The following is a 13,553-nucleotide window of genomic DNA, read 5'->3' on the forward strand; positions in this document are numbered from 1 at the left end:
CGAGTACCGCACATCTGGCTTATTTTAACCTTACTTACATTGTTTAGTTTTCAAGGAACACATCGATCATTGATAAACTTCATCTAGCTTTGTCACCTCATCTCTATCATCCTCAACGTACTGTTGTACGTTTCCGGTGCTAGTTTTTCGGTTCCTCGCTATATTCGTTTCTGAATGATCTTTATTACCGCTGCTTAAGGCGGACCTTTATGTTAACACGTTTGTTACAGCATGTCAACATTTTTCTTTTAGCACTTATTGCCAGTCTCGCTGACAACTCATTTAGAATAACACTGATGCGCATGTTATGTCAAGAACTATTTAAGAAAAAATAATATACCTTCACTTCACATACCATGATTTGTTTCTCAACACAATGATCGATTCTACCTTTAGCCATAACTGAAATTATTAATTACATAATTAACTTTTTCAACAAAGACAGTTAATGATAACATTATAATTTGTCAATTAAGAGACCTCCATATACATAATAATCTGAGCTAACGGAAAAAATAATCAGTAAAGGAGGTTGTTATATGAATTTTATACGATATGGCACAAGAATGTTACAAACTACTTCTCCTGTAGGACTCTTAATGGGTGGAACAGCATTATTCCTTGGCTTTCCTTTAATCCGCAAGGGATTCCGTTGTGCCGCTGTACTAACTGCAAGAACTATATATTCTGTAACTGATGAAGCTCGAAATATTAAAGATCAAGCTTTACATTCTCAGGAGGTCCATTCATGAATATCTTACGTTTTGGGTCACACTTATTAAGAAGAAGTTCTCCTGTCGGCATCATCTTAGGAGGAACAGCATTAGCACTGACTATACCACCAATCCGTCAAGGATTACGTTCATTAGCAGTTGCAGCGACCCGTGGAGTATTATCAATAACTGATGAAGCAAAAAAAGTTACTTCAGCCTCTCGTGAAAGCATGGAAGATATAATAAGTGAAGCTAAAAATCCTGATACCTGTTGCCCATCTTGTTCAGATTTTACAGAAAGTGTGGCAGATTTAAAAACTAGCCCACGTCGCTTAGCTGTAGCAGCAACTATGGGGGTATTAAGTGTCTCCGATAAAGCCAAGACCCTCTACAAAGATGCCTCACAACAAGTCAAAGATATTGTAGACGAAGCTAAAAATAGCAAGGAATCTTCTGATCGTCCAGAAACAGAAACTCAAGAAACTGCAAGTCATCATAGTTTCGAGTCTGATGAGTCAGAATTCCCTAAGCACTAGTCACAGTAATAATAGTATCATAAGGGGGACTTAGCTTGTGCCAAGTCCTTTTTATTAGATCTTGCACCCATGAACTGACCTTGACCTGATTTTGTTTCAAATACATTTCAAAATCCCTATCGCATCTATCACGAAAAACTCCTGCAAGGTTAAACCTTACAGGAGTTTTCAGTTACCTCGCTTTTACAAGTCTTTCTTATACTATAGGCATGGGAGCAGGACGACAAGGTGCAAGTACTTTTTCGTCTTTCGCTAACCTGTCCCCTATTCTTTCTACACCTGCATCAATTACAGAGGTCAGTCCTGAAACTCCAAAAGCTAATAACCAATCAGCGACGGATAAGGACATCGTACCAAACGTTGGCTGCAATCCAGGGATATGAATAACCCCTACCAGCAATACCATAGATAATCCTACAGCTCCTACCAATAGCCAATTACTAAATAAATTTACTTTTCCTACTTGTTTTTCAATTCGGCAGTCAAAAATATGGAAAAACTGACTGATAGCCACTTGAGCCATTACTAATGTACTAGCAGCTACAAAATTACCAGTGGTCATCAGTTTCCATGCGTACAACGCTAAACTAATTGATCCCATAATTAACCCTCTGGTCAATACCTTTGGACCTAAGCGACCCGAAAAAACACTATCCTTAGCACTCCTGGGTTTATGCTGCATAGTATCTTTAGCTGGAGGATCATTTACTAAAGCAATTGCTGGTAGACCATCGCCAATTAAATTAATCCATAACAATTGGACAGGTAATAATGGCAATGGCAACCCTACCATGATTGCTAAAACCATTAAGACCACTTCACCAATATTGGTCGCTAGCAAATAACGAATCGCTTTTCTGATATTGGCATATATAGATCTGCCCTCCTCAATAGCTAGGACTATCGTAGCAAAATTATCATCAGATAAAATCATACTTGAAGCTTCTTTCGTGACATCCGTTCCCATAATACCCATAGCAATACCAATATCAGCGGCCTTAACTGCTGGTGCATCATTTACACCATCACCTGTCATCGCTACGACATAACCTTTTTCTTTTAACGCCTTAATGATACGTAATTTATGTTGAGGTGCTGTTCTAGCATAAACGCTTACTTTGCTCACAATTTCCGTTAGTTGTCTGTCTGACATTTGATCAAGTTCCTGGCCAAGCACTACCATGCCGCCATGATCCAACAAGCCTAAGTCTTTTGCAATGGCCTTAGCTGTACTCGGATGATCTCCTGTGATCATTACGACTTTCACACCTGCCTTTTTACATTTTGCAATAGCCGCAGGTACCTCTGGCCTAGGAGGATCAATCATACCAATGAGTCCACAGAAAATCATATTCTGTTCTAAATCTGCTTCATCACTATCATTGTCAGTATCTTCATGGTTAGATAAGTCCCGATAGGCTGTAGCTAAAACTCGTAACGCCTCATTAGCCATTTGCTCGTTAGCATGAGAAATTTTTTGTTTCACATCTGAACTTAGAGGTAAGATTTGCCCTTCATGTAAATAATGGGTGCACGCCTCTAAGATACTATCAGGTGCTCCTTTACAATACAACTGTTTGCTCGACCCATCCTGATTGATGCAAAGAACTGACATCATTCGCCTTTCTGACTCAAAGGGATTTTCTTTAATGCGTTTATATGAAGCTGCTAATTTATCCCACCATAAGCCAGCCTTACCAGCGGCCACCAACAGAGCACCCTCGGTAGGGTCCCCTTGAATTCCCCTGCTACTCCGATGTTGATCAAGAGATATGACTTGATCACGCTGTGATCTTTTACCATAGCTTAGCTTTGCATTATTACATAGAGTACCAACCAGTAGGGTTTGCATCAATGCAGTTTCAGTATTTGGTTCACATGCAATATTCTGATAATAAAACTTACCTTGCGGCACATATCCGTCGCCACTGACGCGGTATATTTTACCTCCTGCATACATTTTACGTACAGTCATTTCATTTTTAGTCAGTGTCCCTGTCTTGTCTGAACAAATAACATTGGCACACCCCAATGTTTCAATCGACCCCATCTTACGAACAATAATATTACGTTTTGTCATCCGCTGCACTCCCATTGCCAAAGCAATCACCACAATTGCGGTTAACCCTTCTGGAATGGCTGCTACCGCCAAGCTGGCTGCTACTTGCAGCATATATAACAAGTTTTGACCACGCAAAACTCCTATCAAAAATACTAAACCAGATATCGTTAAGCAACCATATGCCAGCATTGTTGCCAATTCTTCAAGTTTGCATTGCAACGGCGTTGGATCTGCCTTTTGCTGCTGAATGAGCATGGCGATCTTCCCCATCTCTGTAGTCATACCCGTTCCGACTACGATGGCTGTCCCTCGCCCTCTAGTTACACTCGTACCCATAAATACCATATTTTTGCGATCACCTAGTACTGTATGATCGGTTCCAATCGCTAAGTGATTTTTCTTGCTTGGAATGGTTTCACCGGTAAGTGACGCTTCTTCTACCTCAAAATGTACAGATGTTACAATTCGAGCATCAGCTGGAACTCTATCACCAGCTTCTAAAACAATTAAATCCCCTGGTACTAATTGGTCAGCTTTAATTTTTACTGCCCGGCCACCGCGAATCACGTTAGCCATCGGTGCCCCTAATTTTTGTAACGCCCCTAAAGACTCTTCTGCCTTTATTTCCTGGGTAGCACCTAACAGAGCATTACCGATAATGATACCAACCGTGAGCATCGAATTTTTAACTTTGCCTAAGACAAATGATAACCCTGCTGCCCCCATTAACACTTTTACCATAAAATCTTTAAATTGGTTGCGAAATAGCTGCCAGAAAGAAGTTTTTTTTCCTTCCGTCAATACATTTAGACCATATGTATGTTGACGAATTTTCGCTTCCTGCTCACTGAGTCCAAAATGCAGAGACGTGTCTAACTGGCAACAAACATTATCTAAAGATACACTATTCCATGATCCTCTTTGACAATCCAATTGTGTGGCTGCTACTATTTCCTCCAGCTGCGGCTCTGTTCTACCTCTTAAAAAAGCAATATTATCTGGCGGTTGTTGTGAAAACCGTTGTAAGTCAAGATCATGTACCGATTTTTTCGGTTGCCTGATCTGTTGCTTCGCTATAGAGCTTCCTTTACTCTTCAATAATCGTGATGAGTTTAATAATACTCCTACCGTACTGATGTTTTGCATTAAGACCGCCGTTACTGGAGAGATTAGTCTCATGGCGGCCAAACCTATCCCAATGGCATTCATTCCTACCGAAAATGCTAAATTCTGCCTCATGACTTGCATAGTCTTTTTACTGATTGTTACAATACTTGCTATCTTACGAGGATCATCACCAGTGACTATCATATCCGCTGACTCAATAGCTTCTTTGGTGGCGCATGTCATAGCGACCCCAATATTAGCAGCCGCCATAGCTGGCGAATCATTAGTACCATCGCCTACCATAATCACATTACGTCCTTGCCTTCTCAGATTAGCAACTACTTTAACCTTATCCTCAGGTAACATAGCACTCCAATTATGCGCTACCCCCAGTTCTGCCGACACCGTTTCTAGGTTATAAGAATTATCACCAGTAATGATCCCAATTTCTTTAATACCAGCTACCCGCAAATCCTCTATTGCCCTTTTGCTCTCAGCCCTCAAAACATCTCGAATACTAATTAATCCAGCTAATTTCTGATTAACAGCCACATAGATTGGGCTATGACCCAAATGTTGCATGCGTAGTACCTTTATCTTACCTGAACTAATATCAATTTTTTCTTGTGACATCAATCTTTCATTACCTACACATACATCATAATCACTAACTATGGCCCTCACTCCATGACCAACGATCATCTCACTCACAGCATTAGGTAATGAAAGCTGTCTAGAATTTGCCTCAGCTACCAGCATGCGCGCCAAGGGATGACTAGTAGACTTCTCGGCTGCCGCCGCCAATATCAAAATTTGTTCTTGAGTAAAACTTCTGTCAAAAACAATTATTTCTCCTACCTGAGGCCGAGCACCGGTAAGTGTTCCTGTCTTATCAAATAATACAACATCAGCTTGCTCCGCTATTTCCAGAGTCCGTGCATCTTTGACAAGTATCCCCTGATTTGCCGCTTGAGCTACAGACATTCCTAGTGAGGTATTAGATGATAAAGCAATAGCCATTGGACATCCAGCCAGTAACACAGCTAAGCTTCGCTGGAAATCTCGCGTCAGTAGCAAGATCATTCCCGCAATACCTATAGCCCACGGAACTAACTTGATGGAATATATTTCTCCCGATTGGACTCCGCCACGCTCAATAGCTGCTTTTTGCACCATAGCTACAATATGAGCCATGCTCGTATCTTTGCCGACCTTTATTGCCTTAACCTTAAGTGCCCCTGCTTCAATCATTGTTCCTGCAAAAATGCTATCACCAACACCTTTGCTACTTGGAAGATAGTCAGCACAAATAGCAGTTTGATTGACTGTAGCCCTGCCGCCTACTACTTCACCATCCACCGGTACCCTTTCACCACGATGCACGACAACAACATCACCCACAGCTACTTCTGCTACTAACTCCTGTTGTCCATGATATATTCTTCTAGCTGTTAGCTCTTTACCTACTAGCATTCGTTCAATAGATTTGCGGGCCCGTACCTGCATAATATAATTAAATAGCCCACTCAACTGTATCAGCCACAATATGGACAAACCAGTAATACTTTCACGCATAGCAAGTAAAATCAAAGTAGCTATAGAAATCAGCAAGTCATGATTAATTTTTTTAGTCTCAACCAAATGTGCTATACCCCGCCGTAAAATTGGATACCCTGAAACAATCGTTGTAATTGCCGCCAAATTAAATATCTGTTGCGACGAAGATAATGTAGAGCGTCCTCGGATAAGCCGTTTTATAGCAATCCCAGCCAAAATACCTCCTGTCACAACAGTATTAAATACTTGCAACCTCGGCGAAATAACTTCTATATCATTCGACTTTTGAGTTACTTCTTGCAAAGTAACAGTTTTCTTTTCTTGAAAAAAATCGAGGTTTTTCCCTGGTAATTGTACCTGCTGGAATGACTGATATGCTTGGTCAATTTCTTGCTTAATTTGAGGAAAGGTTAATTGACTTTGATTAAAATAAATGAGTGCTCGTCCAGTAAGGGGGCTCGTTGCAGCTGATTTTACTCCAATTACATTCTGCAATCTGTCCACTAAATACTCAGCAAAAGCTGGATTTTTACGTAAATGTTCAACTACAATCCGTAAACGCCCTGGTATTAATCGAACTGACTTCGTTGCTATAACTTCTGGAAACAATGCTGTGCCTCCCCCGATTAGAGTATGGATATTACGATCAGCATATTGCTTGATCATGATACTCCTTAACAAAAAAAGCAAGGATGTTGTTCCTTACTATTTTTTGTTATTTTTTTAAAATAACTTTAAACGTGTTAATGAAACGCCAGATAAGAGATTATCTTTAGTTTCCTTACTGCGCTGTTTAATATAGCCAAATAATTGGCTTAAAAACTTTTCCCATAACAATATTGTCTCATGTTTGCTCTGTGGAGATTCCCGCCTTATTACAATACTAAGATCGACAGCTGCTTTTAATTCTGTGGCAATGTGACTGAATTTTTCACTAAGAAGTACAATTTTATCTACATTCGCTCTTTCAACTTCCAATACTTTTGACACTGGTTTCCCTCCCATTATCTTGACTAACTATTTTATTGGATCCGTAGGATCAATCAACTCTTCCCCTGTCATCGCACTATCAATTGAACTCTTTAATTTTTCAAACTCAGCTTCTGCAACCAAATCTTCTATATCTTCCCGTACGCCGCTGAGCAAACCTTGGGCTTGATCAGATAAATCTTTTACGCCCTGCATTGCTTTCATAGCAACAGGATGTAATGACTCCTTAAGCGTGGGAAATAATAAAGCACCCAATAAAGCTACACCGACACCATAGACAAAGTTCTTATTGCTCGGGTTTTTTAGCCTATGGGACATTTGACGCCGTGCTCTGGCAAATGACCCACTCTCTGGATTTTGCTCGACCATCTCAATCAATTCAGCAAGATTCATCAATTGACTACGTTCTTCTTGAATCATTCTCTGCAAGGCTTTGCGAGCATAAGGATCAGAAATATTAGCCATTCGCTGCTCAGAAGCCCGCACAGCTGCTAGCTTAGCTGTAAAAACCTCATCAAGGGCTACGATTGACTCTTCATTCATAGTTTCCATAACTTGTTTTCGCCGATTCCGTCCACGCACCCCCTGTTCTCGAGTTTCTAAAAGAGCTTCCCTCTCCTCTCTAGGAGTACTTCTTTGTCCTTCTATAACCAATATTTTGTCCTTCCCTTCAAACCTTTATTCTTTTATCATACTGGAATATTATCTCTAAAATTATCCAATTCTATACTCCCCCGTCAGGAAACAATTCAAAAAAGAACAACTAAAAAAGCAAGCTTTCATATCATAATGATACGTTAGCTTGCTTTAATAAATGTAACGGTGTTTTTTCTCTTATGACTACCGCTTTACTATTGTCTTTAGTTACCAGTAAAGCCAATCGTTTTTCAAAACAAGGAGCAATCGTCTGTTCATATAATTCATAAAAAACCTTAGTCGTAGTGTTTCTCATATCCTGATTGATTCGATTCTCTATATTGATCATTACACCAGTTAACTGTTTCTCTATTTCTCGCTGGCAGGATCGTAATTGATCTTTTGGCCGACAGTTTACAGTCTTCATAAAAATACTACCTAATTCAAACTTCTTTGCTACTTTTGTAGCCATAGGTGGTAATTTGAATGTGTCTAAGCATTGATCCCATAATTTGTTGGCAACTGTGGTCATGTGTTCTGCAACAAATACTGCCCTACGATATTCAGAAAGTAATATATCAATATCTTTCTTATGTTGATGAGGGATTAGCTTATCTACATTCGACTTAATACTAGCGATCTCTAAGGATTTAACACCAAATAAAGTATGGATTTCCTGCTGAATTTCATGCTTTATATCCATTTGCAGCTGTTCTAGTTCTGTTATGGGAAGGACTTGTTGAAAAATTTCTTTATGATCCACTTTCTTTTTTCTATTAACAATTTCCGCTGCATAAGAAGTAATATTAATCTTATTCTTCTCAAATAGATCTTTTAGATTTTTGGTAATTAAATTTAAATAGTTTTCTACTATAGTAACTACTTCTGCTTCCTTTTTAGCTCGCTTACGTTCTAGTGATACCATCCGCATTTCTTTGTTGTTTCTATGCATTTTACGTATATCTACTATATCCACAGCCATGGAATCAATGCTTTTTACATTTATTATCTTGGTTTTTGATGAAAACGAAAGATCCTCTTGTCTGATAAGTGCACTCATAGTTTCCATGGCTGCTCATCCTTTCTTTAGCAGATTACACTTGAATTCATTTTACAGTATTATTATAAATCATTATGAAATAGTTAGTGTTATGCTATTATTAAAATCTTGTTAAATTCGATATTTGAAATGAATGTGAAGAACCTTCTTAATGGATTATCCGTATTGGACTTGCGCCGACTAGCTAGCGTCCATGTTGGTGCGCACAAATAAATGAAAGGGGAGCGAACTGCTCCCCTTTCATTACTAGCTCCATTTATTACTCCTGCTCATAACTAGACTGTTGCTGTTTTTTCATGCTGCATCCTTTTTTCCCAAGACCATAGACAAATGGAATGGCCACACTATGCAACAATACCCACGCTCCCCAGCCAATCGCCGGTCTAATCAACCAATGCAAATCCATCACCTCCTGCATTTATTCTGTGCAAAGAGGTTCTTTTTATTTGTTCCAAAATTTATTATAGATTAGTCTTGTTACTGCATCCACGATTTCTAATATAGCTACCATTATAATAATTACCGTCACTAACAGCCGTTTCCTCATCTCTATCTCCCATAAAGCCACGACTGCACTATTGGAACTACATTCTGATCATAAAAATAATGCAAAAATATAAACATGATGAATCCAACAATTGCGCCTACAACACAGCCATTAATACGAATCCATTGAAGATCGTCACCAGCTTTATCTTCAATAAATCGATTAAAATCCTCATCACTAAAAGTACTTAAAACTTCTTCGACAACAGTACCAATGAGATAGTGCTCCTTTTCCACCAGTTCAAATATTGCTTTCTTAATACGAATTTCTAACCAATGTTGCATCTCAGGATCACTTTTAAAGCGCTCCCAATGCTGTTCCGCTTGACTGTATAGTAACTCCAATAAATGAGCATGAGTTGATGTGCTTATTTTTTCAATAAAATTCTCAGTTAGGAAAATTGCCACCTCAGTTAACTCTATACGCTCAGCTACTGTTTCTTTCCAATGCTCCATTTCATCTGCCCAAGGAATTTCATTGTCTGGCCGATTGACTATTTCTATTAACCTTGCATGTATCCACTCATGTAGTATATGCTCTGGATTTTTCATTTCCTGAAGATTATTCAATAATTCCTGATACAACACATCAGTTGCATCAGAAACATTCACGCTATTCGTCTGCTCTCCAATCCAAATTACCGTTTTTTCTAGCAATGACTTGGATTTTGCCTGTTTTATATCTTCCATATATTGATAAATAGTCTTTTTAGTATCAGGACGTTGAATTCGATTGGTTAATTCATTAAGTATGAATATAATCAAATATTTGTCTTTCTCTTGCTCTAATCCCCACTTCGTTACAATTTTAAACTGAGGGATGATCTTCATTTCTCTGATTCTAGTTTTAATAAAAGTCTCTAAATATCCTGCCAAAACGCGAGGATCGATATTCATAATCAGACCCTTACTGTGCTTATCTAATAAATTTCGCAATAACTGCCTACCACCACTATGCTCTATCCAATCAATCATAAGCTTCACAAAACAGACCTTATCGACTTGCTGTTTAATAGACTTAATACTAAGCAAATCTTGTTCTATCATATCCCCAATAGACAATATCACTCTGTCACGATGACGAGGGATTAACTCTGTGTGCCATGGAAATCCCAAAGGTTTTTTAAAAATTGCTGTTATAGCAAACCAATCAGCAACGCCTCCTACGAAAGCCGCTTCCATTACGGTATAAAACATTTCTATAAACAATACATCTCTATATACATACCTCAGCCATATTGATAGGAGAAACAAACAAAATACAAATGCCAATATTTTGTTCGCCATATTTCTATAATTCATTGTTATCCACCCTCATTCAAAACCAGAACGTCAATAAATAGATGACCATTCCCACTAACCCACCAACTACTGAGCCATTAATACGGATCATCTGCAAATCATTACCTACTTTATTTTCAATAAAATTCACTAATCGATCATTAGTAAACTCATTTAGGCTATCTTTTACAATCATGCCAATTTTACCATGATGAGTGTCTATCCACCCACTCAGTATCGTCTTAATATACAGATCAAGCTTAGCCCGTCTTTCCGTATCCTTCTCAAAATCCGCAATTAATTTATCGATTTGATCAGTTATTAATGCCAACCATCGAATCATCTGCTTATGATCAACAACCTCTTTACCATATAGAGTAAACATCTCCCGAGCTACATAATTCCCCAAATTAAGCTTACTTAAAATTCTCTCCTGTACCCAATCCTCAATGCTTTGTTGAAACCTCTCATTGGTCTTTAGTTTTATAATAAAATCATTCAGCCAGGCGTTAATTTGTTTCCGCATAGAATGATCAGTATCTTTCATTTCAGACAAGATAACTTCTAGTGCCTGTTGCGCCTCGCTAGCCACTTGTTTAGGTGACAAGTTCATCAACCGATTAAAGATTTTCCTTCTGTTCATACCCCGTTCGTAATTTTCTCTAATATCAACAAAAACTTCACTTAATAAATGTTTCAACTGTTTGTTTCTTGCAACTGTTATAAATTCATCTATCATCATATCTATCATTTTTTCATGGTACCCATTTTTAATAAGCCATTCTAAAATATCAATCATATATGGAGAAATTTTTACTTTTTCCTTACTATTATAAGGCACTACATTGTCAATAATAGCTGCTATTTCTTCTGGCTTAATTTGAGCAAGCATATCTTGCAAAAATCGATACAGTATTTTTTTTAGATAACTTTTACCTCTATGCTCAACCATGAAATGAATCAGTATACCCGATACATTATAATTCTCCAGTTGTGTTTTAATATTTTCTTTCATTAAGATTTCATTTTCAACCATCTCGACGAGTGCCTTGAATATTCGCTCCCGGTTACGGGGAATGATAGCGGTGCGAAAGGGTATCCCTAAAGGCCTACGAAATAGTGCCGATACAGCAAACCAGTCTGCCAACCCACCGATCATTGCCGCCCCAAATCCACCAGTGAAAAGCCCGCCGATAAAAGTATGTTGTAATGGATAGCTAATAAGAAACCCCAAGGATACGACTCCTAAAATACATGTAGCTTTATAGTTATTAGCAACCATAACTAACTTTAACCTCTCCTAGATCATCTTTACTCACATGGCCTAAAATTGCTACTCGTTGGTATTTGTTATCAGAGACTTTATCATAAACCATCAATCACATCTCCTGAAATAGTCTTTTTTCTACTTTTCGCTATATTTTTATCTTTCCCTCTATTCTCAGATAAAACGCTTTCTAAGCTTTTTTAAAATTTCTCTGCGTCCTCTACTGTAAAATGCTTAACAATTTACCGCTCGGACCAGGAGAACTAAAGGAAAAAGACAGCATTTTCACTCTAAAAAATTTATAAATTCTGATATTACAAAAATGGGGTAGTGGATAACTTATCGTGAAGTTTTCCCACTGCCCCATTTTTTAGTAGCTTTGAAAAACGCTAACATGTCCTTTTGTATAACTCTCTAAGCATTTACTCTTCCATCCCTATAGTGTTTCCTAGATAAATAGCAGCTCCTTGTGCGAGATAGACTCATAAGAGGGAGGAATCTTTTAATTGTTCTAATTATATATCTATTACTCTTAAATTAATCTTGTCAGCCCAATAATTATTAATACTACTCCTGACATATAGGGTAAGCCATTTTTTAGATGATCGGGAACGCAAAAAGTTGCCACTTGAATCCCAAGAACGATAAGCATCATTTGAACACCTGCCATAATCAACGGAGTATATACAGGCAAGTCTCCTAACATACAAGCTGCAAAAGTCGCTATCATATTATCCATTCCTAACGCTATTCCAAGGGATATTGCCTCTATGTAACTAATAGAACAGGATTTATCACTATCCGCCATTTCTGGTTGAACCATTACCTCAATAATCATCTCTCCAAGAGAAGGAGTTATTTTCTCGGATTGGCTATTATGCTTATTCGTAATACGTGATAAATATTCTATTATAATATTCCAAAATCCGAGTGCAAGCAGTAGAAGTGCTCCGATCCCAGTAACCACAGATGGGTTTATAACTTCCTCCAAAAATTGCGCACTTATCATTGCTCCGAGTGTAAATATTCCAGTAATCGTTCCTATAACGGTTAAAGACAGTAATGGTACTCGAATGCTTTTCAAACCATAAGCCGTACCTGCTGCCAAAGCATCTATACTAACACCAGTTGCCAATAATAGTACATAAAATAAACCCATGTTTAACACTCCTCTGTGATTTTTCATGTCAAATCCATTACGTATTATCTGCAGAGAAATTTGTGAATATTACATGAAATTTATTCCGTCGATAAATGTTGCACCTGTTTATCACATCGTTCTCTTAATATAATAGCGTCTAAAGTTGATGTTATTATATGCGAGGTTAAATGCTAATGGTAAAGTGTTAATAATATATCTGGCACAATCTACACCCACAAGGACCCACTTGAAACCTATCAACTGGATAAAGCAAAAAGCACTCATCTAATGAGTGCTTTTTGCTAACCAGCAACTACCTATCCTCCCAGGCCGTTTCCAATCAAGTACTTTCGGCGTATTGGCTTAATTACTGTGTTCGGTACTTCGAGTGGCGATAATACCTCATCTGCCTCGTTGCTCCTGCGCGCGCTCACTTCGCGTACTGATGTACTGCTCAGTTCGTGTGCTCGTCGCGTCTAGCATCTGAAGCATTCTCACCAATCTCAGGCACGACGAAATAAGAAAAAGCTATCCCTAGTACAATATCTATTTGACAACAAAAAAACACTCACAATAAAGTGAGCGTTTTTTCTTTAACCAGCAACTATCTATCCTCCCAGGCCGTTTCCAACCAAGTACTTTCGACGTATAAGGGCT

Annotated in this window: 10 protein-coding genes; 2 read left to right on the forward strand and 8 right to left on the reverse strand. The window is 38.4% G+C overall.

Translation table 11 applies throughout. The features are described 5' to 3' along the window. Positions 1-539 precede the first annotated feature (539 nt). Together QSJ81_RS25350 and QSJ81_RS25355 are read left to right on the forward strand one after the other, a co-directional pair. The gene (locus tag QSJ81_RS25350; protein WP_285720071.1) at positions 540-752 is read left to right on the forward strand and encodes a hypothetical protein; all 213 of its coding nucleotides are present in this window, start codon (positions 540-542) and stop codon (positions 750-752) included. Beyond that, positions 749-1,249, forward strand: coding sequence for a hypothetical protein (locus QSJ81_RS25355; RefSeq protein WP_285720072.1), 501 nt, complete (start codon positions 749-751; stop codon positions 1,247-1,249). The genes QSJ81_RS25350 and QSJ81_RS25355 overlap by 4 nt, the downstream gene beginning before the upstream one ends. Before the next feature lie 196 nt (positions 1,250-1,445). Here the strand turns inward: QSJ81_RS25355 and QSJ81_RS25360 are convergent, their stop codons facing one another. The 8 genes from QSJ81_RS25360 to QSJ81_RS25395 all read right to left on the reverse strand — a co-directional run bounded on the left by QSJ81_RS25360 (position 1,446) and on the right by QSJ81_RS25395 (position 12,974). After that, positions 1,446-6,641 carry a heavy metal translocating P-type ATPase gene (locus QSJ81_RS25360; protein ID WP_285720073.1) on the reverse strand — a complete coding sequence of 1,732 codons (5,196 nt, stop codon included), beginning with the start codon at positions 6,639-6,641 and terminating at the stop codon, positions 1,446-1,448. A gap of 57 nt (positions 6,642-6,698) precedes the next feature. Next, entirely contained in the window at positions 6,699-6,965 is a 267-nt protein-coding gene (locus QSJ81_RS25365) for a hypothetical protein (protein WP_285720074.1), read from the reverse strand. Between the two features lie 27 nt (positions 6,966-6,992). Continuing rightward, on the reverse strand, positions 6,993-7,619 hold the full coding sequence (locus QSJ81_RS25370; RefSeq protein ID WP_285720075.1) for a hypothetical protein: 627 nt from the start codon (positions 7,617-7,619) through the stop codon (positions 6,993-6,995). Positions 7,620-7,749: 130 nt separating this feature from the next. Beyond that, positions 7,750-8,670 (reverse strand): hypothetical protein, encoded by a 921-nt coding sequence (locus QSJ81_RS25375; protein WP_285720076.1) that lies wholly within the window; start codon positions 8,668-8,670, stop codon positions 7,750-7,752. 250 nt (positions 8,671-8,920) lie between these two features. Beyond that, on the reverse strand, positions 8,921-9,061 hold the full coding sequence (locus tag QSJ81_RS25380; RefSeq protein WP_285720077.1) for a hypothetical protein: 141 nt from the start codon (positions 9,059-9,061) through the stop codon (positions 8,921-8,923). Between the two features lie 149 nt (positions 9,062-9,210). Then, positions 9,211-10,509 (reverse strand): DUF445 domain-containing protein, encoded by a 1,299-nt coding sequence (locus QSJ81_RS25385; protein WP_285720078.1) that lies wholly within the window; start codon positions 10,507-10,509, stop codon positions 9,211-9,213. 16 nt (positions 10,510-10,525) lie between these two features. Continuing rightward, complete coding sequence (locus QSJ81_RS25390; protein WP_285720079.1) at positions 10,526-11,722, reverse strand: DUF445 domain-containing protein; 1,197 nt, start codon at positions 11,720-11,722, stop codon at positions 10,526-10,528. A gap of 565 nt (positions 11,723-12,287) precedes the next feature. Then, the gene (locus QSJ81_RS25395; protein WP_352230939.1) at positions 12,288-12,974 is read right to left on the reverse strand and encodes a manganese efflux pump; all 687 of its coding nucleotides are present in this window, start codon (positions 12,972-12,974) and stop codon (positions 12,288-12,290) included. Between the last annotated feature and the right edge of the window lie 579 nt (positions 12,975-13,553).

This window comes from Pelosinus sp. IPA-1 (genome assembly GCF_030269905.1).
Lineage (GTDB): Bacteria > Bacillota > Negativicutes > DSM-13327 > DSM-13327 > Pelosinus.